This window comes from Synechococcus sp. R5-13 (assembly GCF_047462015.1).
GTDB lineage: Bacteria > Cyanobacteriota > Cyanobacteriia > Thermostichales > Thermostichaceae > Thermostichus.
In genome coordinates this window covers 1-22,131 of sequence record NZ_JANSIL010000106.1, presented here as the reverse complement: position 1 = coordinate 22,131, position 22,131 = coordinate 1, and the positions used below count along the sequence as shown (strand labels likewise).

17 protein-coding genes and 1 riboswitch are annotated in these 22,131 nt (G+C 58.7%); of the genes, 4 read left to right on the top strand and 13 right to left on the bottom strand.

Features of this window, described 5'->3' with window-relative positions:
* Positions 1 to 77: 77 nt before the first annotated feature.
* From NW840_RS08730 to NW840_RS08715, 4 genes are all read left to right on the top strand, one after another.
* A complete protein-coding gene (locus NW840_RS08730) occupies positions 78 to 1,064 on the top strand; it encodes a pentapeptide repeat-containing protein (protein ID WP_414343703.1) in 987 nt (328 codons plus the stop codon).
* Positions 1,065 to 1,208: 144 nt separating this feature from the next.
* Positions 1,209 to 2,687 (top strand): sensor histidine kinase, encoded by a 1,479-nt coding sequence (locus NW840_RS08725; RefSeq protein WP_414343701.1) that lies wholly within the window; start codon positions 1,209 to 1,211, stop codon positions 2,685 to 2,687.
* A 109-nt stretch (positions 2,688 to 2,796) separates the two neighbouring features.
* The gene (locus tag NW840_RS08720; protein WP_414343700.1) at positions 2,797 to 3,555 is read left to right on the top strand and encodes a sensor histidine kinase; all 759 of its coding nucleotides are present in this window, start codon (positions 2,797 to 2,799) and stop codon (positions 3,553 to 3,555) included.
* A gap of 68 nt (positions 3,556 to 3,623) precedes the next feature.
* Positions 3,624 to 4,367: a response regulator transcription factor gene (locus tag NW840_RS08715; protein WP_011432966.1), complete on the top strand. Its 744-nt coding sequence runs from the start codon at positions 3,624 to 3,626 to the stop codon at positions 4,365 to 4,367.
* Between the two features lie 47 nt (positions 4,368 to 4,414).
* Here the strand turns inward: NW840_RS08715 and NW840_RS08710 are convergent, their stop codons facing one another.
* The 13 genes from NW840_RS08710 to NW840_RS08650 all read right to left on the bottom strand — a co-directional run bounded on the left by NW840_RS08710 (position 4,415) and on the right by NW840_RS08650 (position 21,846).
* On the bottom strand, positions 4,415 to 6,061 hold the full coding sequence (locus NW840_RS08710) for a DUF3352 domain-containing protein (RefSeq protein ID WP_414343698.1): 1,647 nt from the start codon (positions 6,059 to 6,061) through the stop codon (positions 4,415 to 4,417).
* 95 nt (positions 6,062 to 6,156) lie between these two features.
* Positions 6,157 to 6,657, bottom strand: a complete 501-nt coding sequence (locus NW840_RS08705; protein ID WP_414343696.1) for a ribonuclease H family protein — start codon at positions 6,655 to 6,657, stop codon at positions 6,157 to 6,159.
* 465 nt (positions 6,658 to 7,122) lie between these two features.
* Complete coding sequence (locus NW840_RS08700; RefSeq protein ID WP_414343695.1) at positions 7,123 to 8,229, bottom strand: phosphotransacetylase family protein; 1,107 nt, start codon at positions 8,227 to 8,229, stop codon at positions 7,123 to 7,125.
* Positions 8,230 to 8,307: 78 nt separating this feature from the next.
* A complete protein-coding gene (locus NW840_RS08695) occupies positions 8,308 to 9,732 on the bottom strand; it encodes a TrkH family potassium uptake protein (protein WP_414343694.1) in 1,425 nt (474 codons plus the stop codon).
* 59 nt (positions 9,733 to 9,791) lie between these two features.
* Positions 9,792 to 10,481, bottom strand: a complete 690-nt coding sequence (locus tag NW840_RS08690; protein WP_414329043.1) for a potassium channel family protein — start codon at positions 10,479 to 10,481, stop codon at positions 9,792 to 9,794.
* Positions 10,482 to 10,551: 70 nt separating this feature from the next.
* On the bottom strand, positions 10,552 to 11,898 hold the full coding sequence (gene clpX / locus NW840_RS08685) for an ATP-dependent protease ATP-binding subunit ClpX (protein ID WP_414343692.1): 1,347 nt from the start codon (positions 11,896 to 11,898) through the stop codon (positions 10,552 to 10,554).
* Positions 11,899 to 12,710: 812 nt separating this feature from the next.
* On the bottom strand, positions 12,711 to 14,771 hold the full coding sequence (gene ligA / locus NW840_RS08680) for an NAD-dependent DNA ligase LigA (protein ID WP_414343691.1): 2,061 nt from the start codon (positions 14,769 to 14,771) through the stop codon (positions 12,711 to 12,713).
* 32 nt (positions 14,772 to 14,803) lie between these two features.
* Complete coding sequence (locus NW840_RS08675; RefSeq protein WP_414343689.1) at positions 14,804 to 16,840, bottom strand: ArsA family ATPase; 2,037 nt, start codon at positions 16,838 to 16,840, stop codon at positions 14,804 to 14,806.
* 122 nt (positions 16,841 to 16,962) lie between these two features.
* Complete coding sequence (locus NW840_RS08670) at positions 16,963 to 17,370, bottom strand: hypothetical protein (protein ID WP_414343688.1); 408 nt, start codon at positions 17,368 to 17,370, stop codon at positions 16,963 to 16,965.
* Positions 17,371 to 17,607: 237 nt separating this feature from the next.
* Positions 17,608 to 18,477: a (2Fe-2S) ferredoxin domain-containing protein gene (locus tag NW840_RS08665; protein ID WP_414343687.1), complete on the bottom strand. Its 870-nt coding sequence runs from the start codon at positions 18,475 to 18,477 to the stop codon at positions 17,608 to 17,610.
* Positions 18,478 to 18,488: 11 nt separating this feature from the next.
* Positions 18,489 to 18,896, bottom strand: a complete 408-nt coding sequence (locus NW840_RS08660; RefSeq protein ID WP_041436418.1) for a DUF1636 domain-containing protein — start codon at positions 18,894 to 18,896, stop codon at positions 18,489 to 18,491.
* Between the two features lie 128 nt (positions 18,897 to 19,024).
* Positions 19,025 to 20,995, bottom strand: a complete 1,971-nt coding sequence (locus tag NW840_RS08655) for a TonB-dependent receptor plug domain-containing protein (protein ID WP_414343686.1) — start codon at positions 20,993 to 20,995, stop codon at positions 19,025 to 19,027.
* Between the two features lie 41 nt (positions 20,996 to 21,036).
* Positions 21,037 to 21,189: riboswitch (cobalamin riboswitch) on the bottom strand.
* A gap of 342 nt (positions 21,190 to 21,531) precedes the next feature.
* Positions 21,532 to 21,846 (bottom strand): hypothetical protein, encoded by a 315-nt coding sequence (locus NW840_RS08650; protein ID WP_414343685.1) that lies wholly within the window; start codon positions 21,844 to 21,846, stop codon positions 21,532 to 21,534.
* Between the last annotated feature and the right edge of the window lie 285 nt (positions 21,847 to 22,131).

The window sequence follows — 22,131 nt, the reverse complement described above, 5'->3', positions numbered from 1 at the left end:
GTACTGAACATATTATACATTATTTTCAGTATAGTTGAGCTTATTATTGACTAGAGTCATGCTCTCCCCTCTCTTCTATGGACGCCAAGGATCTGCTCCGGCTTTACCGGGCAGGACGAACCAACTTTGCGGGCGAAAACCTGGCCGCCCTTGACCTGAGCCGGGCCGATTTGATCGGGGTGGATCTCTCCCAAGCAGACCTGCACAGCGCCAACTTGATCTTCGCCTTCTTGGGGCGGGCCAAGCTGCAGAAGGCCAACCTCGTCGGGGCTAACCTCGGGGGGGCCAACCTCAGCCAGGCGGACTTGAGCGAGGCGGATCTCAGGGATGCCCAGTTGCACGGCGCCACCCTACAAGGGGCAGATTTGCATGGGGCCAACCTAACGCTGGCCCTGTTGATCGATGCCAACCTGCTGGATGCGGATCTGCGCTGGGCCAACCTCACCAGTGCCAACTTGGGAGGGGCTTGCCTGCGGGGGGCCAATCTCCGTTTCGATAGCCGCCGGGGAGCGGTACTGCGCAACGCCAACCTCAGCCGCGCCGATCTCAGCGGAGCCAACCTGTCGGGAGCGGATTTGACACGGGCCGACCTGAGCGGGGCCAACCTAAAAGAGGCCAGTTTGATCAAAGCCAACTTGCAAGGGGCCAATCTGCAGCAAGCCCGTTTGCAGGGAGCCATCCTGAGCGAGACCGACCTGAGGGGGGTTTCTTTTTTGGGGGCAGACCTGCAAGGGGTGCAGATGGCGCGGGCCAACTTGAAGGAGGCGATACTTCGCCAGGTGAATCTGACAGAGGCCAACTTGAGCGAGGCGGATCTGGCCGCAGCCGATCTTTCCGCCAGTTGTCTGTGCTCGGCCAAACTGGCGCGGGCAGATCTGAGTCGGGCCAATCTGGCCGGGGCCGATTTGCGGTGTGCCAACCTGGTGGACGCCTATTTGGGCCGCACCAACCTGGAAAATGCCGATCTCGGCGAGGCAATCCTAACCCGAGCCGATCTGAGCACAGCCAACCTCAGCGGGGCCAATTTGCGCGGGGCAACTCTGCCGGATGGACGGGTAGGCTGATTGGACAGACTCGCTACCGTATGAGGACGAGGATTCTTGTCCCTGAGTGAGACGGGGATCCGCCCCGGAAAAGGTGAGGTTTTCCCCTGCCCCAGAGGGGCCACAACCGCTACCCTACAAGGGAAGGATGGGTCAAAGAGATCCGTGAACAGCCGCCGATTTCTGTCCTTGATGGAAGCTTTGTGGGCCGATCTGCCCTTGCCGGAATGGTTGCCGGGGGCAGGAGAGCGCTCCTGGCAGCAGACGGTGGCAGCCCTGCTCCAGCTATGGCAAGAAGTTGGACAGTTTGGGGTGGTGATCGGTGGGCCGGTGTCTTGGTGGCCCCCCTGGGTGGTTCGGGATCCGCTGCCTCAACTGCCGTCGCCCATTGACGCTCCAGAACCGAACCTGAAGCTGCGGGAGCTGGCCCGTGAAGATCCCTGGCTGTTTACCCCCGACTTGTCCCCCGAGTCGATTCTGACCCCTGGCCAGACGGTGATCCCTCTCCTGCCGCAGGATCCCCTGGTGGAGGAGCCTTTTTTGCTGGTGCTCACCCCTGTTTTTTCGGCGGTGGCCGCCCAAGGGCATCACCCCCACACGCGGCAGAGGGGGATGATGGTGTCTTTTGAGCCGGAAGTGGTGCATCGGGCTTGGCAGATCCTAGAGCAGCGGGTTCAACAGGGTAGGCCGGATCGCTTGCCCTTCTGGCAGGAGCTGATCAAGCACCATCCCCTCATGGAGCCTCATGTGCGGGTGCTGGCCCGCTTCAGCAGCCTTCTTCTGCTGGGAAACCTGGCCGAGTCGGGATCCCCGCCCGCTCGCTTACCCCCCGCCAGAGCCGAGAACTCCCCTGCGCCCACAACCCGGCCAGAAGATTGGCAGAAGCGGCGGTCTCCTCCTTCCCATGGCCAGCCTGCCGGTCAAGGCCAACAGAACAGCCTTTCGGAGGCAGAACTGTTGCGGGCTCTCATCCACGAGATCCAGACGCCCCTCAGCACCATCCGCACCTTGGTTAGTCTCATCCTGAAGCGGTGCGATCTGCCGCCGCGGGTACGGGAATACGTGGAGAAAATTGACCGCGAATGTACCGAGCAAATCAACCGCTTCGGGCTGTTTTTCCAGGCTACAGAAACGGTGATGCCCGCTGCTACCCCACAGGAGGGGCGTCGGCTTCAGCTAGAGCCCATTGCGCTGGTGGACTTGGTGCGGCAAAACCTGCCTCGCTGGCAGGAGCAGGTGGAACGGCGGGGATCCCAACTGGAGTTGGAGATTCCCGATGAGCTGCCGGATGTGGTCAGCGATCCCAAGGCGCTGGAAGCGGTGCTGTTTGGCATGGTCGACCGCATTGCCCGCAGCACGCCGGCTGGCAGCCACATTCGCGCCCAGTTGGTCAGCGCAGGGGAGCTGGTCAAACTTCAGTTTCAGGTCAACACACCTGAGGGCAGCGACGCCACTGTTGCCTCAGAGCCCAAATCCCCTCAGGCCATTGGGCAGTTGTTGGTCGTGCAGCCGGACACAGGTGCAGTAAGCCTCAGCCTTCCCGTCACCCAAACTTTGTTCCGCGCCTTGGGGGGCTACCTCACCGTGCGCCATCGCGCCCGTCGGGGGGAAATTCTCAACATCTACCTGCCCCGCCAGCTATAAGCCACCCAGTTGGGATCCCGATACCGTCTCAACGCTGATGTGGCGGAACCCAGGGAAGATGGGGCTAGGATCGATCTGCCAGCGCCGGGAGAGTCTAGGGATTGGATCCATGCCGAGAGCCAGAAAAGTTGCTGAACACCACCCAGAGCCTGAACCCGTCTGCGGAGCCGGAGAACCCAAGGTTAAGGGGGTCACTCTTTCTGCCCAGCAGCTTTCCACTTTGCTTCACGAAATGCGCAATCCTCTCACCGCCCTGAGCACGCTGGCCAAGTTATTGCAAAAACGCTTGCCCCCCGAGGATCGCAACCACTGGATTGGCCTGAGCATTGAACAGGAGTGCAAGCATTTGCAGGAGCTGCTGGCGGAGTTCGAGCGTTTGGACGGGATCCCGGCCCCCCTCCAGCTTCAGCCCCTCTCCTTGGCCGACCTGCTGCGGGAGTGGATCCCCATCTATCAAGCCTTGGCCGAAACCCAGGGACACCACTTTCAAGCCGTTCTGCCCCCTTCCCTACCCCCTGTACAAGCCGATCCGCGTGCCCTGCGGCAGGTGCTTGATAACTTGATCGACAACGCTTGCAAGTACACCCCGCCCCCAGGTGAGATCCGGCTGAAGGTGGAGCTGGGTGAAGATCCCTCAACTGCTTCGCAATGGGAAGTGTTCGTTGCCGTCTGCGACAATGGCCCTGGTATTCATCCTGAGAATCTGGAGCGGATCTTCGATCCCTTTTTTCGGGCAGATCTTTCTAAGCCAGGGCAGGGGCTGGGGTTGGCCATCAGCCGCGACTTGGCCACCCGGATGGGCGGAGATCTCCAGGTGGAAAGCTCCCCCCAAGGCTCCTGTTTTCGCCTGAGATTGCCCACAGGTTAGTAGGAAGATTGTAGAGATATGGGATGGCAGGTGCCGCCAAACGCTTGAACGCTACCCAGGAGCTGCAGATGGCCTCTTCTCCCCCAGCCAAACCCGAACCCCCTGCTGCCAGTCCAGCAGCCCGCATTCTGCTAGTAGATGATGAACCCGGCTTACGGGAAGCGGTGCAAGCCTACCTCGAGGACAGCGGCTTTGAGGTGATCCCGGCGGCCAACGCCCAGCAGGCTCTGCAACTGCTCAGCACGGCCCAGCCTCAGTTGATCATCTCCGACATCATGATGCCGGGCATGGATGGCTATCAATTTTTGGCCCAACTGCGAAAACTCGAGCCCTACAGCCATCTGCCGGTGGTGTTCCTCACCGCCAAGGGGATGACCGCCGACCGCATCCAGGGTTACCGGGCCGGTGTCGATGCCTATTTGCCCAAGCCCTTCGATCCGGAGGAGCTGGTGGCCATCGTCTCCAATCTCATTGAGCGATCCCGCGCTGCCAGCCCTTCGGAGGTGGTGGCCCGCGAGCTGGCCTCGATTCGCGCCCTGCTGTCGGAGCGCACCCTTGCCACAGCCACGCCTGCCCAGACCTCTGCCCCCACCCCCCTGCCCCCACCCATCAAGGTAGAGCTGACGCCGCGGGAACAACAGGTGTTGGAGAAGGTGGCAGAAGGGCTGATGAACAAGGAGATTGCCAAGCAGCTGCAAACCAGCGTGCGCAACGTGGAAAAATACGTGACCCGCCTGCTGAACAAGACAGGCACCAGCAGCCGCACCGAGCTGGTTCGCTATGCCCTTACCTATGGCCTAATTCGGCTATAGCCCTCACCCCCAACCCCTAGGAAGACTGAAGAACGTGAGACACGGTTTTATCGCTGGGGCTTTGGTGGCACAGTAACCAGCAGCTCCAACCCAAAGGCGTGATCCCCGGCAGGGTAGCTGGTAATGCCCAGCCCATCGACGCGGGTCAGCAGCTCGCGGGCCTCCGGCTCTAAGCTTGCCAAACCGCCCGGCAGCGTAGCCTCCAGCACTGTGCGGATCCCTTGCCAATTCAGCAAAAAGTAGCCGTAGTTGGGCTTGGGCAACTGATCGTAGAGGGTTTTCAGCGGCTCGGTTTGGGGAAGCAAATTGCCCTGGCGTTGGGCGAGGGTTTGCAGCGCCGCCGTGCTGGTGGTAACGATCAGGTAGTTGCCTTCCCAAGCCCGCACCAGAAGCGGTCGGTTGAACAAGGGATCCGCCCACGTCACCTGTCCACCCGCCTCCGTTACCCCTACTCCCGATTCTTGGGCCAGCCGATCCAACTGAGTCAGGGCCGCGTTGGCCTTGTCTTTTTGGCTGGTCTCGATCACCAAGGCTGCTCCCATGCCCTGCAACAGGGGATGGGCCTGGGCATCCGGTGCCACCAGCAGGGCCATCTCCCCATCCATCCAAGCCAGCAGATCTTTTTCCAAGTCCAAACGGGTATTGGCGCGAAACTCAGCCCGCAGCTCCTCTAACGACTCCTTGACCGGCGGATCTTTTTCCAGCTCAGGCATAACGGCTTGCCAGCGCTGGGCAATCTGCTGGGTGGTCAGCACCGCCAAGGCATTGCCGGGCAGCCGCTGAATGAGTTCGCCGCGAGCCGTTTGCCACCCCCCCTGCACCTGGGTTTTCGGATCGGTCTGGGTCAACATGCGCAGCCGCAGGCCCTGCTCCTGCCAGTGGGCAGCCATGGCCAAAGAGCGCAGGGGTTGCAGGGATCCCAGCGTCGCTGGATCCAAATCCTGCATCCAGTCTTGGAAAGACTCGGGATCCTCCTGCAAAGCCTGGAAGTTGAAGTAGGCAAAGGCCAGCGTGCCGCTCTTCTTGTAGAGGTCGCCAACGGCGGTGCGGAAACTTTCGGAGCGGCCAATCGGCTCTGCTTCGCCGCGATACACAGCAATCGCCTGCTGCATCACCCTCGGGTCGTTGGCCACCGCCACAAAACGGTTGCCAAACTCAGCAGTCACCCACCGCTCGCCCGGCTCCCCGTTGGTTTGCACATAGAGGGTGACCCCCTGCTCCTGGCGCTGCTCGAAGTTGGCCCCTTCTGCTGCTGCCTGTTGCCGCACCTGGGCCAAGAATTGCCCAGACAAATCAGCGTTGCGGGTGCTGGCTCCAAACAGGATCCCAGGCACCGGCTCGGCAGCTCCGGGCACCAGATTGGGGATCACCACTGCCATCGTGAATTGCTCGCCAGCCCAAGCTTGCATCTCTTCCCGAGAGAACTCCTTGCCGGTTTCAGCCAAAGCTTCTGCCGTCCAGCTCTCCCACTGGGCCAAAAGGTCAGGGTGAGTGCGAAAAGATTCTTCCGGTTGGGTAGAAAAGGTCAGCACCAGGGGCGCCGACTGGGGAACCAGCGCGGTTTCCGGCAGAACATCGCCGGGCAACTGTACCTGTGGCCCTCTGAGCTGGCAGGATCCCAGGAGCCAAGAGCCCCCCACCGCCATCAACGTAAGGGAGAGAGGACGAAACCGGCACTGAAGTTGGGTCTTCATATCACACCTGCGACGAGCCGTCCTCTTGAGGATAGGCGATGGACTCAGAGCCTGTCTGTGATCGCAGCCTCATACATCGGAATATGTAGAAATTGTTACTTTGGCCGGGCGCGAGCGACCAACTCATCCACGTACTCGTTCCAGCGCAACCCTTCGTGAGCCTGGATCCAAACCACCTGCACCTGAGGGCACTGCTGCTTTAGTTGATACAGTTCCTGAACCAGATCCAAGTTTTCCACCGGCCCGGTGCGCCGCCGCCATCCCTGAACTGCCCACTGCGACATCCAACGGTTGTAGGTTTGCACGCAGAGGTGGGAATCGCTGTAGATGGTGTCCACGCTGTTGCCTTGGGTGTCACGGCAATACCGCAAAGCCCGAATTAAGCCGGTCAGTTCCATGCGGTTGTTGGTGCTATCGGGATCCCCTCCCCAAAACTCTTCCACAATTTGATCATCTTGAACCACCACCACAGCCCATCCCCCTGGCCCCGGATTGGGAGAACATCCCCCGTCGGTGAAGATGCCACTGTGGGGGCAGGCAACCAGACGGCTGGGGCCCGCTCCTTTGCGGCTGTGCATCCGCGAAACCTTGGCCATGGTGCTCATCCGGCGCTAACGGCAACATTTGGGATCCCGGCTCGACAACAGACACTGCATCTTATTGCAGAAGGGCGTGCCGGCACCACTGTTTAGTGTATTCAGCTTCAGAAAAGCTTTGTTTCACACTATTAGCAGCATAAACCCCGTCAACATCAGCTTACGTGACACTGACGCACAAGGTTAAAAACAGTACGAACAAAAACCCCCAGAAAATCTGGGGGAGGAGTGGTGTGTTGAGGTGATGAATACTCGCATGATATCTCTCGAATTCGGTGAGTAGGCCAAACCGGCGATAGATCCCTGCGTTTTTTTGCAGAAATCATTGCAGATACTGGAAAGCATCAGACACTAGAGACCAGCGCGTCAAAACTGAGCTTATTTCGTCTTGATCAGATATAGTGCTCAATCTCGAAGAAATATCTATTTAGACACCAAATATAGAGAAGCCAGTAATAACTTTTCTTATGCACCTACCGCCGACACTAGGGGTTGTGTCAAGCCCAAATGAGCATAGAGACGGGAAAAGTCAAAATTCGCTGACATTAGCTCTTGGATGCAGCGGACTTTCACCTCCTCGTGCAGGCGAATCTGCCCAAAAACCCGTTCGATGCGGTTGATGGTGGTGAAGGTGTCCAGATCCACCGAGAGGATCGGCACTTCCAGCTCTTCTGCTCGAGACTGAATGCGGGGATCCAGAGGGAGCTTGCCGGTCAAGATCAGGCAGAGGGTGGAAGTTTCTAGGGCGGCCAGTTGAATATCGGTGCGGTCTCCGCCGGTGATCACCGCTTTGTGATCCAGCTTGCGGAAGTACTTCAAGGCCGAGTTGACGTTCATCGCCCCTACCGCAATGTCTTCAACCATCAGGTCCATCCGATCCGGACAGCAGAGCACCTCGGCATCCAGTTGCCGCACCAACTCCCCAACGCTGATGCTGCGCAAAATGCGATGGGAGGGCAAAATCCCCAGCACTGGGATCCCGTGTCCCTCCAAAAAAGGCCGAATGATCGTTTTTGCCGGTTGCATTTGGTCAGGTGGCACATCGTTCAGCAGCACGCCTGCCAAGCGGGATCCCAGTTGACGATGGACAAAGAGAAGAGAATCAACAGCCAAGGAGGAATGGTAGCGACTGATCAGCAGTACCGGAGCATCCAGGGCTTGGGCCATCTTGGCCAGCGACAGGCCAAACAATTCCCCCTCGTAAAGATCGGCTGGGCCTTCCAGCAGCACCAAATCGGCAGGGGAGCGCTGGACAAACTCCAACAGAGGGGCAACCGGGCACTCTGGAGCTGGATCCCCGGGAGCTCGCTTCATTTGAGCCAGCAAAGCCTCTTCGTTGAGCCGGAGCAGCATCGGCGGCATTTGATCCATCGTCAGCCGCAGAGACTCCGCCACAAAGCGCATATCCGGATCGCCCCCTTCCAGCGAGCAATCTTCCCGCTCGCAAGAACCGATGGGCTTCCCATAGGTGACTTTTATCCCTTGCTGCTGCAGATGCTTGGCCAAACCCAAGATGGCAGCCGACTTACCGCTGAAGGGCTCAGTAGAACCAATTAAAAGGAACTTGGACACGGATGGCTCCCGGTAACGAGAGGGACGAAGGGATCCCTTACTCAGTCTAACGGAGGCTGCTCTCTCCTCAGTTCTGGACTAACCGATTAGGATCGACTCTTCAGGGTAGGTTACCAACGGGCGGGGCTGTTGTTGAGCCAAGGCCAAGACAATCGTCAATGCCCCCAACCGGCCCCAGAACATCACCAGCACAATGATCAGTTGGCCAAACCAGTTGAGCTCCCCGGTAAAGCCCGTCGAGAGGCCGCAGGTGGCAAAGGCGGAGATCACTTCAAACAACACCGGATCCAACCTACTGTTACTGTGGGTCAGCAAAATCAACCAAGCCGCCAACAATACCACAAACAGAGAAACCGTTAACACCGCTGCCGCCTTGCGCACCATGGAGGGATCCAAGCTGCGCCCGGCAATCTGAGCGCTGGGCAAACCGCGGGCATAGCCCCAGAGGGCCAACACCAACACCGCCAAGGTGCCGGTGGTCATGCCGCCCCCCATAGAAGCTGGGGCTGCCCCAATAAACATGAGAGCCATCAGCAGCAACTGGCTTGCCGGGGTCAAATCCTCAATGGGGATCGCGGCAAACCCAGCCGTTCGGGCAGAAACCGACTGAAAAAACGTCAGGCCCAAGCGGTGGGGCCAGCTTACCTCCAGCAGGGATCCGCCGGGCAAGCTCTCTCCCAAAAACAAGCCAATGCCGCCCGTGCAGAGCAAAACCACCACCACGCCCAGGGTAATCCGGGTGTGCAGAGAGGGGCGGTGGCCCCGTGGCCAGGTTAACAAATCCGACAAAACCGGGATGCCCAAACCGCCGATAAAAATCAGACCGGCCAAAATCGCCAGCGACAGACCATCTGTAGGGATCCCTTCCCGGCCAAACAGGTCAAATCCTGCATTACAAAAGGCCGACACCGCGTGAAAAATAGCCAGAAAAACCGCCCGCTCCGGCCCATAGAGATCCCGCCAATGCACCCAGAGCAGCAAAGCCCCCCCCAACTCAATGAGGGTGACCCCCAGCAGCACCCGCCGAGTCAATTCCAGGATCGCCCCCGGATCGATGAGCCCCAGCGAATTGCACAGCGCCAAGCGATTGAGGAGGGAAATGCGCCGCCCGATCAATTGAAACACCACCACCGCCAACACCATGAAGCCCACCCCGCCAATCTGAATCAGGATCAGCAGCACAATCTGGCCCAACAGGGTGAGATCCTCCGCCGCCACAATCGTCGAGAGCCCCGTCACGCTCAGGGCCGACATGGCCGTAAACAGCGCCTCATTCCAGCTCAAGGGATCCCCGCGCCCGATCCCCGGCAACATGAGCACCAAAGTTCCCACCACTGCCAAGAGCCCCAACCCTACAACCAGGCGCAATGGCGGTGGCAGCGGGCGACGCCTGTCCCCCCCGAAAAACCACTGCAGACGATTCCCGAAGGCCCTAGAGGACTGAGACAATGCCGAGCCCGGTGTCGGCAGGTGGCGGGCGCGGGATGGTACCGGTGGAACCAAGCGCTCAGAGCCCTCCTCTCGCGGAAGCGGGGCGGAGCCCTCTCTCATCGGATCCCTCCCTACATCTCATTCAGCCGCGAGATATTGGTATTGGCCCCCAGAACCACCAGCAAATCCCCCTTTTCCAGCAGGTAGTCTGCGGGGGGAGAGACCACCAGCGATTGCTTTCGCTTCACCACCAGCACCGTGATGCCGAAGCGGCGACGCAGATCCGACTCCGCCAGCGTATGGCCCACCAACGCCTCCGGCACCTGTAATTCCGTAATGCTGTAGCCCGGCTCCAGCTCTAGCTGATCTAGGATCCCCGGTGCTGTCAACACCTGAGCCAAACGGCGCCCTGCCTCTTGCTCCGGCAACACCACCCGATCTGCCCCCACTCGCAGGAGAATAGAGCGTTGCCGCTCGGTCGACGCCTTACAGACCACATTGCGCACCCCCAGACTTTTCAGGGCCACCGTCGTCAGCAAATTGCTCTCAAAATCGCTGCCAATGGCCACCACCACCGTGTCGAAGGAGAGGATATCCACCGCTCGCAGCGCATCTTCATCGCTGGAATCGAGTGCCACCACCTGCGTCAGCTGATCCGCCAGGCGCTGCACGATCTCACGGCTGCGGTCGATCCCCAAGACATTGTGCCCTCGCTCCATCAAGGTGAGAGCCAAGCTAGAACCAAAGCGCCCCAGACCAATTACCGCATATTCACGATCCACCCGCTGTCGTTCGCGCCAGCGGAACGCAGTCCCTGCCATAGGATCTCCTGCCCCCTCTTTCAAGAACAGATCATAAGTTCATCCAGCAGGGATCGGAAGGGCCGCGACTCTAGGCCGACTCAGGCTTGGGCAGCGTAGAGGGGTGAGGAATCAGCTCGCGGGTGGAACGGCGCTCCACCATCTCTGCGGTGATGCGGATGTGCTTTAGGTCGCGGCGGGAGGGTGCCTCGTACATCACATCCAGCATTAGCTCTTCCACAATGGCCCGCAGGGCGCGAGCCCCGGTCTTGCGGCGATAAGCCTCTTTGGCAATGGCAGCAATGGCGGCAGGTTCAAACTCCAGTTCCACCCCGTCCATGCGCAACAGCTTCTGCGCCTGCTTGAGAATGGCGTTTTTGGGCTGCGTCAGGATCGCCTCCAGCGCCTTCTCATCCAGCGGATCCAAAGTCGCCACTACCGGGAGCCGCCCCGTGAATTCGGGAATCATGCCGTACTTGATCAAGTCTTCAGGCTCCAAAGCCTTGAGGGCATTGGCCATACGTTGCTCGCGGCTAACCGACAATTGCTCCCCTGGCTTGATAAAGCCCATCGATTTCTTGCCAATGCGCTGCTCGATTACTTTTTCCAGGCCAACAAAAGCCCCCCCGCAAATGAAGAGGATGTTGGAAGTGTCGATTTGAATGCAGTCTTGATAGGGGTGCTTGCGCCCTCCCTGGGGAGGCACGTTGGCTATTGTCCCTTCCAGCATCTTCAACAAAGCCTGCTGCACCCCCTCGCCGGAGACATCGCGGGTAATGGAGGGGTTCTCGCTTTTGCGGGCAATTTTGTCGATTTCGTCGATGTAGATGATGCCGCGCTGGGCCTCTTCTACGTCCATGTCCGCCACCTGCAGCAGGCGCAACAGGATGTTTTCCACATCCTCGCCCACATAGCCAGCTTCCGTAAGGGTGGTAGCATCTGCAACCGCAAAAGGCACATCCAACATGCGAGCCAGGGTTTCCGCCAGCAGGGTTTTGCCGGAGCCAGTGGGGCCAATGATCAAAATGTTGGACTTCTGTAGCTCCACCTCATCCAGTTCCGAAACTCCGACGCTACCGGGGTTGGCCTTGGCAGCCAGACGCTTGTAGTGGTTGTAAACCGCCACCGACAAAACCTTCTTAGCTTTTTCTTGGCCAATCACATATTGGTCGAGATAGCGCATGATCTCCTGCGGCTTGGGCAACTGCGCCAAAGAAGGCAGGCTGCGGGAGGATTTTTTAGGAGCTTCACGCCGGCCGCCGGCAGGGGCGGCAGCAGGAGGAGTGTTGCCGTCGTAGAGTTCCTCATCCAAAATCTCGTTGCAGAGCTCCACGCACTCGTCACAGATGTAGACCCCCGGCCCCGCAATCAACTTACGCACCTGATCCTGTGACTTGTTGCAGAAGGAGCACTTTAGATGGGAGTCATATTTGGCCATGGGATCCTCGTTGCTGCTTGCTCTTGGCTATCCTAATCCGGCAAAAGCCAGAAGAAAACTAAACCTTCCAATCCGGTCGCAAATTGGCTGCGAAAGCGTAAGGAGGCCGAAGTTGGTGGAATCTCACTGACCTACTAGTCTAGCATCTCCACTGGGCTCGTAGGGCCTGTTTCCGGATCCCCAAGGGGGCAGGGTGCCAAGAGATTCCCATGGGGATCAACTGGAAAGACTGGAGATATAGTCATTTCAAACTGGATTGAGACACTTCCCAAGCGCTCCGTGCCGCTTCCGCGACCACCCACTCTTCAAAAGGAAGCTGGGAAGCAATGCAACGGAGGTGTTTCATTCTTGCTTCAAAGTGACCATAAGCTTCTCCAGCGCTCTGCGCTACCCGTGCAAACGCCACAGCCTCGGTTCTCCCCAAGTGTCTTACAAGGAGGAAAACTGGAAATGGAAGGGGTGAGCCGTTTCGCTGCTATCGGGAATGGTCATACATCCTTTGGACGGATTTATAGAAAAACCGCCCGACTTGACGCCGAGCGGAAGATGGTGTGAGGAGTGAACGGAAACATGCGTCTCCGCTGATCCCATCATAGTTGACCTTATCTGGCACTGGCAAAGGAATCCTTCAGTTAAGTTGGATACTTTTTGGAGGTGTGGCCGCGCCTTTTTGTAACCAAAAAGGGGAAGGAACTGTCCGTGTTTCGTTCGCTTCCCCCTATTGGCGTCCACTCCTCACTACAGGTGAATCATAAATTATCCCTGCCGCTAAGACAACCCACCCTACCCAAGTTTTTCGGGGATCCACCCTGTCAAGGATGCAGATCACCGGATTCCACGGTGGGATCCAGCGCCAACAGCTCCGCTTCGGTCAGCAGGGGGATCCCCAGTTGTTGGGCTTGCTCCAGCTTGGAGCCGGGGTCAGAGCCCACCACCACGTAGTCGGTTTGGCGGCTGACGCTGGCGGTGACTTTGCCCCCCCGACTCTCAATCCAAGCCTTGGCCTGCTGGCGGGAGAGGGTGGGCAAGGTGCCGGTGATTACGAATTTTTTCCCGGCCAGGATCTGGGAGACGGCAGGGTTCTCCTGCTGAGGAAGAGCGGGGATCCCTAGCGCCTGCAACTCCTGCAGCAGCCGCCGGTGGGCGGGATCGGCAAACCAGGCTACCACCGCTTCGGCCACTTCCGCGCCTATCCCGTAGATCTGGGCGATGGTTTCTGCGCTGGCCTGGGCCAAAAGCTCAGGGGTGGGAAAATGGCCGGCCAAAATCTGGGCAGTGACCACCCCCACATGGGGGATCCCCAGCCCGTAGAGCACTCGTTCCCAGGGCTGTTGACGAGAGCGCTGAATGGCTTGCACCAGCTTTTGGCTGGAGCGGGATCCCATTCCCTCCAAACCCTGCAACTGCTCTGGGGTGAGGCGGTAGAGATCGGCTACGGTGCGCACTCCCAAGTTCTCCACCAATTGGGCTGCCCGCTTTTCCCCCAAGCCTTCGATATCCAAAGCATCGCGGCTGGCCCAGTGCTGCAATTGGCCCCGCAGCTTGGCCGGGCACTCGGGGTTGGGGCAGCGGGTCACGGCTTCGCCGGGGGGACGAACCAAGGGGGTGTGGCATTCCGGGCACTGGCTGGGCAGGCTGTAGGGAACAGCGTCGGCAGGGCGCAATTCTTTCAGGATCCCGACCACCTCCGGGATGATCTCCCCGGCTTTGCGCACGATGGCAGTATCGCCAATGTGCACATCCAGCTCCCGCAGGCGATCGGCATTGTGCAGGCTGGCGCGGCTGACAAGGGTGCCGGCCAAAGGAACCGGCTCCAGCTCTGCCACTGGAGTGACGGCGCCGGTACGGCCCACGCTGGCCACGATGGCGCGGATGCGGGTGGGGACTTCCTGGGCAGGGTATTTGAGGGCAATGGCCCAGCGGGGAAATTTTTGCGTAAAGCCGGCCTCCTCCTGCAGCCGCAAGGAGTTCAATTTCACCACCACCCCGTCGCTGGCGTAGGGGAGCTGGGCACCCCGCCATCGCTCATAAAATTGGATCACTTCTCCCAAGCCCCGACAGACCTGGGAAAGGGGGTTGACCGGAAATCCCAATTCCTTGAGCTGCTGCAGACACTGCCACTGGGTTTGCGGGGGATCCCCGGCAGGCCATCCCTCCGGCCAGTGGAGGGCGTAGGCGAAGAAGTTGAGCTTGCGGGCGGCCACAACGCGGCTATCCAACTGCCGCAGGGTACCGGCAGCACAGTTGCGCGGGTTGGCAAAGGGGGGATCCCCGGCGGAACGACGCTCTTGGTTGATCCGTTCAAACTCGGCCAGGGCCAGATAGACTTCCCCCCGCACCTCCAAAACGGGAGGCGGATCTGCTGTCGCCAGCCGCAGGGGAATCGAACGAATGGCGCGCACGTTGGGGGTGATGTCCTCTCCGGCCTGTCCGTCCCCCCGAGTAGCACCCCGCTCCAAAAGACCCTCGATGTAGGTTAGGGCCAAGGCGGCGCCATCAATCTTCAGCTCACATACATATTCCAGCTCTCCCTCTGTCCCGCCGTCGGGAACAGGGGCACGGCCCAAAACTCGCAGCAGACGCTCTTGCCACTCCTCCAGTTCTTCTGGGTTGAAAGCGTTTTCCAAGCTGTAGAGGGGGATGCGGTGGAAGACGGTGGGAAAATGCTCTGCAGGTTTTTCTCCCACCCGCTGAGTAGGGCTATCGGGAGTGACCAGTTCAGGGTAAGCCCGCTCCAGCTCTTGCAGCTCGCGGTAGAGGCGGTCGTAAACGCTGTCTTCCAGGATGGGCGCATCGTGGACATAGTAGGCAATGCTGGCCTTCTGCAGCAGGGTGCGCAGCTCGCGGGCGCGTTCTTCCAGATGGGGATCCATAACTCCTTGGGTGAGCAAGGTCTACCCCTAGGTTAGGGCTCCTGAGGAGCCAATAAGTAGGAGCCGATATTCTCCAAGCTGGGAGGATGTAGGAAGGGGATGGTCAAGATGGCCTGCTGGGAAAATGGCTGGGGGAGCTGGGCCAGAAGAGTCTGGTGACGACGGCGGAGGGCCTCTCCAAAGGGGGTAGAATCCTCCAACCACACCCGATTGAGAACGGCGTAGGGATGAGGGATCCCCAAAGCATCCAGTTCCGCCAAGAGACGCTCGGTTTCTGCCAGAACCGCCTGCTCGGGGTTAAAGACGGGGATAAAGGTGACAAGCTGGGGATCCTGGAGCTGCTGCCGAAGCTGCCGCACCTGGGCCAAAAGCTCCCGCATCCGCTGCGCCCATTCCGACCTGCCCACCACATCCCGATATTTCAGCCACAGCTTCAGGGCCAAGCTCACCCAACCTTCCAGAGCCTGGGGCATCTGCAGAAACCGCAAGAGATGGCCTGTGGGAGCCGTGTCCAGCACCACCAGGTCGAACTGCCCGCTCGTCTCCTGTCGGAGAACACTCAACAGGGCCATCACCTCATCCAAGCCGGGTGGGGGCATCTGCAGCAGTTGCCGCCACGCCTGTGGGTCGTATTGGACTTCCACCCCTGCCGTCCCCTCCCCTGCCAAGATGGCCGCCACCTCCTCCAGATAATCCTGCCGGAATTGCTCCAGCACCGCCGCCGCATCGACCTCCTGCCCCAGCAGGTTGGGCAGCAGGGGAATGGGATCCTGACCCAGTTTCGTCTGAAACAGATCCCCCAGCGAGTGGGCCGGATCGATGGAGACCAGCAACAGCTGCTTGTCGGGATGGCGCTTGGCCAAGTTCCAAGCCAGGGCCCCGGCCACCGTCGTCTTGCCCACACCCCCTTTGCCCCCCACCAACACCAGTCGGATCCCTTTGGCCAAAAAGTCCGGTAGAGCCGGGATCCCCCTGAAGGAAGGGAAGAGGGTGGAGAAGAGAGACTCTCTCTCCGCTCTCTGCTCTGGGATCCCTTCCAACTCCAGCAGCACCTCTGGCAAGGGGCGAAGCTGCTGCACCAGCTCATCCAGGGCCGCCAACCCAACCGGCTCCTGCAGTTGATAAGGACAGACCCAGATAGAGTATCCGGGCAGCTCCTCCTGCAGGGCTTTGAGCACGCGCCCCTGTTCTTGCTGCCGCGCCAAGTAGAGGGAAGAGGGGAGAGCGGTGGGCAGTGAGGATTGACTGGTATTTTCTCCTAGAAACAGCACCTGATTGACCAGAAGACCGCCGATGGGCACGCGGCGGTTTTGCAGTTGCTGACAAAAGCGGCGGGTTTCCGCCACGCTCAACTGCTCCGGGATCATCACCAGCCAAGCAGAAGTGCTCTCCGGAGTGGTCAAGCGGGCTTTGCCCCCCTCCAGTTCCCTCTGCAACTGGGCTAAAAATGCATCCGCCTCATCCGGTCGATAGGTGCCCGTCAGGGCTTGGGCGATCTCCCGATGCTTGGCCTGAAAGGTGGCAAACACGGCCAGCAGATTATCCAAAAAGTCGGGCAGCTCCAACAGCCGCAGGGTGTGCCCGGTGGGGGCCGTGTCCAAGATAACGGTATCCACCTCCTCCCCAGCCAGCAGCCGGTTGACCTCCAGAATCGCCATCAGCTCATCCACCCCCGGCCACGCCAAATCCCAGATCGGCAGCAGATCCTCTCGGCCAAACCAACTGCCCCGCTCGGCAATGAGCTCCAGGGCCGGCCCATAGGTTTGCCGAAAAGACCGCAGCAAAATCTCCGCCTGCAAAGCCCGCACCTGTAAATTGGGGCGATCCGGCAGGGGTTGGGCCACATCCGTAACCGAGATTTGCAGCACGTCCCCCAACGAGTGGGCGGGATCTGTGGACATCAGGAGCAGACGGCGCTGGGGATCCACCTGGGCCAGTTGGCGAGCCAGCGCGCAGGTCAAGGTTGTTTTGCCCACTCCTCCCTTGCCGCTGAACAGCAAGAGGCGTTGGGAAGCCAAGAGCAGAGGATGGCAGGAATGCTCCTCACTGTTAACGCGACTGAGTTGCAAAGGGATCCCCTCCCACATAGGTCGCCCCTATTTTGGCCTGGATCCCTCTTGGGGATGCTCTAGATCACTGCAAAGGTACTCCGCACCGCTGACGGGATGGGAAGGGCCTGTACGGGGGCGGCTTACCGAAGTTTCCCCTCTCCCAGCCACACCCGGCGGTGTCCTCTATCCCACACCAGCAGGGTGTGGATCCCAATCCAAAGTCCTGTCCACAGCCAGTTGTGCAACCAGATTTTGCCCAGGATGGGCAGGGTCAAGCCCTCCGTTCCCCCCAAGACCAGGCCGGCTGCCAAAATCAGCCCTTCAAAAGCCAGAAACCCCAAGATGAGCATGGCCGGGATCCAGAGATAGTTCAGCAGCAGTTGCCTTGGCCGAAGCGGCTTGGACTGAGAAAACAGAGGTCGGTAACCGCCAGCAAGAGCAATCCCCACCGTGCCGATCCCCAGCACCAACCCCCAGGCAAACGAATCGGGAGTGCGGGGATAGTTGTGCCAGGTGTAGCCAAAGATTTGGTTGGCCAGCCAAATCATCAAAGCACTAATGATTGCCCTTTGGCGGGTTAAAGTTGTGCCTGCAACAATACCAACAGTTACAAAAGGAAGGGTACATGTATAAGCAATATTGCTGAGACAGCCGACGGTGGTAAACAAGCTGGGCCAGAACCAGCCTTGGGCCAAATCTTGAGCAGCTTGTATCCAAAGTGGGGCTGGGATTAAGCGGCGAGAGCTGGGGATAGGTTGAGCACTCGATTGCAGGCCAATCATGCTTTAATCTCCTGGAAAAAGGTGGTCTTTCAGAGGACAGCTATTAAGCAAATGCTCAAAAACAATTTGCCGAGCTACTTGGGGAGTAACCCGCTTGTACCAGGTGCGATCCCCAGAGTAAAAAACCACGGGCCCCTGTTGGCAAACTTCCAAGCAGCCTGAGGTGATAACCTGTACGTCCAGGTTGGCTTCTCGAAGAGCCGATTCCAGAGCTTCCACAACCGGTTGGTAGTTGCGGGAAGGATAACAACGGCTGGAACGACAGACGGCAAGGTAGGGACGTTTAAGAGGGTTATCCTCATAGGGGATCCGCTCTTTCCCCTGCACATAGATGGCGCAGATGCGCTCGTAAAGAGAAAGCTTTTGGTAATCTGCTTTGCCTTCCGGCAGGTAGTCTTCCTCTGGCCCCAAAAAGGGGCTGGGCAGAAAAATCTGCAGCAAAGGTTCTTCTGCTCCATTCCAGAATTGGATCCCCCACATGCGGGGCTGACCTTGGGGATTGAGGCGCCGGTAGAGAGCAGCACGGCTAACCAATCTTTTGCGGCGCAGCTCGGGTGGGGTCTTGCGATGGGGGCCGCCTTGGTGCTCCTCCAGGCACAAATGCAGGTGCCAAGTTTCGGTGGCAACGGTTAGATAGCCATCGTAGAGCACGCACAAAGCTGGAGGTTTCTTAAAAGCCAGCTCCAGCACCCCGCCTTCCGCCACATGGCCCACCTGGATCTCGGCCCAGTGCTCTTGAAACAGCTCGTAGAGCAACGGCCCCAAGCAGTCGATGTGGGCAGGGATCCCTTCATAAAGGGTTGTCCAACCCGTCAGAGAAACTTCCTGCCAAGTTTGATGGAGGGGGGTTATCCAGGGGGTAAAAGTGGCCATGAGAAAGCTCCTCAGTGCAGTGGTGGAATACGAGCAATCACCCCTTTTTTGAGAGGGCGCTCGGCCCAGGGTAGGATCCCATCTGGCTTGGTGAGGTAGAGCTCTGCTGTCTGCAGAATGAGATCCACATCTTTTGGATCGAGATCTCCAAAAACATAGGTCATCTTTTGAGGTGCTGCCAACGCAACGACACAAGCATGGCTGCAGCCGCTCATACAGGCAACCGGCTTCAGGGTCAGTTGAGGATTGAGGGTTTGAGATTGCAGGGCAGACAGCAGCATTTCTCCCTTGCTAATCCCTTCTTTTTGGCCGTTAACCCACCGAGATCCGCAAGTGACACAAACCCAAAGACAATGGCTGCTGGGTTGCTGGGCAGCGCTGCCAGCTTGGATGGGCAACTGGGAAGTTGATCGAGACATGGTGCTCCTTGATATAGTCATAGGTTTCTGTCCAAGCAAAGGGTGTGAGAAGAGGCAAAGACGATCTCAATGTCTTGGCCAAGGATTCAGCAGTGAGTTAGACAGCTAAAAGTCAGCCTCAAGTCGCTCTAAAATTGGCCCCTTAAATTAAGCCGAACGGTGCGACCCACTCCTGGGTAGCCGGGGAAAACCTCATATTGCTCATCCAGCAGGTTATCGACTCCCACTTCTAGAGCGAGATTTTCTGCAACCGGGATCCCTCCCCGCAGAGCCAGGTTGGTGTAGCCGGGCAGAGATTGGGTATTGGCGTTGTTGGTAAAGAAAGTGCCAATGTGATGCAGGAAAACTGAGGCATACCGATCCTCTGCATCGCGGTAGCTCAGGCCCAGGTTGAAGCTGTCTGCTCCCACGAAGGCTAGCTGTTTGCCAACCGCTTTGGGATCTAGCGCCGAGCGGATGATGGGATCGTTCAGGGTGTAGTTGGCAAAAAGAGTCCAGTTTTCCCCCAATCGCAAATCCAGGGCTGCTTCCAAGCCCGTGTATTCCACGAGCTCAATGTTTTCGTAGGTTCCCCTGCTCGGGCCAGTGCTGACAAAGGTAATGCCATCGCGGATGCGGTTATGGGCAAAGGTCAAGCGCAGCAGGCCAAAATCTCCCAGAGCCTGATCCAGGCCAATGTCAAAACTCTCTCCCCGCTCCGGTCGCAAATTGGGGTTCCCATCTACCTCAAAAAAGCCCCGCAAACGAAAGAATAAGTTTGAGATCAAGGGGGTGCGAAAGCTGCCGGCATAATTGGCCCTCAGGGTGGTGCTTTCTGCCAAAACCCAGCGGATCCCTGCGGCAGGAGAGGTGGCCGAACCGTTGACCAGATTGCTCGAATCTTGGCGAACACCTAAGTTGAGATAAAAGTTGGGCTGTGGCTTGTAATCCAGGCGGGCAAAGAGGGCCCCTTGGTTCACGGTATTGTCGTAGTTGACATTGGTGGATCCCCTGGCAAAGGAGAAGGTGGTGTTGCGAGCTGAAATGGATCGGTAGTCTGCTCCTAGAGTAAGCTCCAGGTTTTCAGCAGCCTTCCAGGTGTATTGCAGTTGGGATCCCCACCCCGTTCGCAGGATCTCATCCCGGGATCCCTGGCTTTGTGGGGCGCTGAAGCGATAGTTGAGGTCGTCAAAAAATACCCTAGCTTGCAGGGATCCCCTCTCTTGATCCCATAGCCAACTGAGATCTAACAGCAGGTCGTTGGTGTTTTGCACTGCATCGGGGGAGGGAAACTCGGTGCTGCCGGGCACCTGAAACGCTTTATTGAGATAAAGGGCATTTCCGGTTAGGACTTGGCCTTCTGCCAATTGCCAGGTGAGTTTGGCTTGTAGGTTGTGGTACTCCACCGCCGAGTTTTCCCGCCTGCCGGCTTTGCCCAAACGCCTAATTTCAAAAGGAAAGTCGTTGTTGCTCTGCAGACGGCGATAGCTGACCACCCAGCCCAGATCCTGCACCTGGCCGCGGTTCTGGATCCCTTGCTCGTTGAGGCCGTAGCTGCCGATAGCCGCTTCCAGCACGGTCTCGGATCCCGGCTTTGGATCTAGCGTCACGATGTTGATGACCCCGCCAACGGCATCGGAGCCGTATAAGGTGGAGCCCCCACCTGGAGAGATCTCAATACGCTCGACCACATCTGTAGTGATCTGAGACAGATCGAACCCGCCAAAAAAGCCCAGGTCGTTAATGGGGCGGCCATCCAAGAGCACCAACACCTGGGCCGTTCGTCCTCCCCGCATAAACTGGGAGCTAAGGGCTCCCAACTGGGTTCCCGCCGTGCCGTCGCTGAGGATCCCGGGCAGGTAGCGCAGGGCCTCCTGAACGGTTCTTGCCCCTTGCTCTCGAATTTGCTGGCGGGTAACGACGTAAACCGGGCGGGAAGAATCCCGCAGCAAGCCGGGGCGACGAAAAGGTGTGGTGACGGGTTGATTTAAAATCTCGGCGCTAACACCGGTTTCCAAAACCTCTTGAGCTGAGGGCGGGGAAGCTGCCGGCTGCGCCCACGCTGGGATCCCCAAAACAAGACCCCCCAGCGCCAGGCTGAGACCTAGAATGGGATTCATTTTCTTTCTTGAAGCTCCTGATTCCGTGCGACGCGGAAGAAATGCGAGCCAGAACCGCAGGCGGGCATCCTGACTGAGGGCATGGGTCTAGCCCAAGCCCATCACAGTTGCGGCACAGCGCCGGATTTGCACCGGACTTTCCCCTTTACATGCCCTGGCTGATCCCCAGGACAACCTGTCGGTACAGCTTTCTCTGCGATTGCTCCGAAAAAGCCGTGCTAGGCATCATACATCCCCTGCTCTGGAGTTCCTATCCTGCCAGGGGGGATGTCATCTCCAGGGGTGAACAGGATCCCAACGGCAATCCCAGGGCTTTGGATGGGCCACATCCCACCAACTTAGAAAACCTGGGCCAGACTTCTTCTTTGCTTTGTAAGCAGTTAAAGAGTAGCCCACTACTATTCCAGATCCTGAGGCCCAGGGATCCCTTAGCCTTTTAGAGAACAGAGATACGCTGAGACTTCACAAGACCCACAGCTTTTGGGAAAGCAAGATGGGGACGCTGGCCTAGCCGTCATGGGCGGGATCCGTATGAATTAGTACCCAACCGGATAGAAAAGAGGGGCTTTTTCGATTTCTGGCAAAGCCGTTGCCTGGTGGGCTGGATCCGGCTCAACTTGGCTGGGAGAGGCAATCGGCACCTCGATCATCCGATCCGGTACCAGCGGCACCATTTCGGAGCGGTCGGCAATTTCCCGGAGAGAATTGGCAATGGATTCTTGAGTCAGCAGAAACTGTCGTTCGTTGCGCTGCATCTGCTGCCACACCTGGTAACGCTGGCTCCACCGGCTTTGGGTATGCACAGTCCAACTGTAAAGGCTTAACACTGAAACCCCAGAGAGGATAGCCATCCCTGTGGAGATCTGCTTCCACCAAGCTAGGTGTTCTGCCCAAGCCGAATGTTGGCTGCGAGGATGGGCTGATTTCAACTTCAAATTCAAAGGTTGGGTGCGGCTGGCCTGAACTGTACCGGAGAGGGGTCGGCTCAGAGCAGAAGGCTGTCTGTGGCGACGAGGGCTTTTGGGACGATCAAGACCTGCGTTCAAAGGCTGGCTAACCATAGGGCTTAACCTCACACACACCAAGGGATCCGACGGTGTGGGACCGCCGGTTCCGCTTCACCCTAGTTCCCCGCG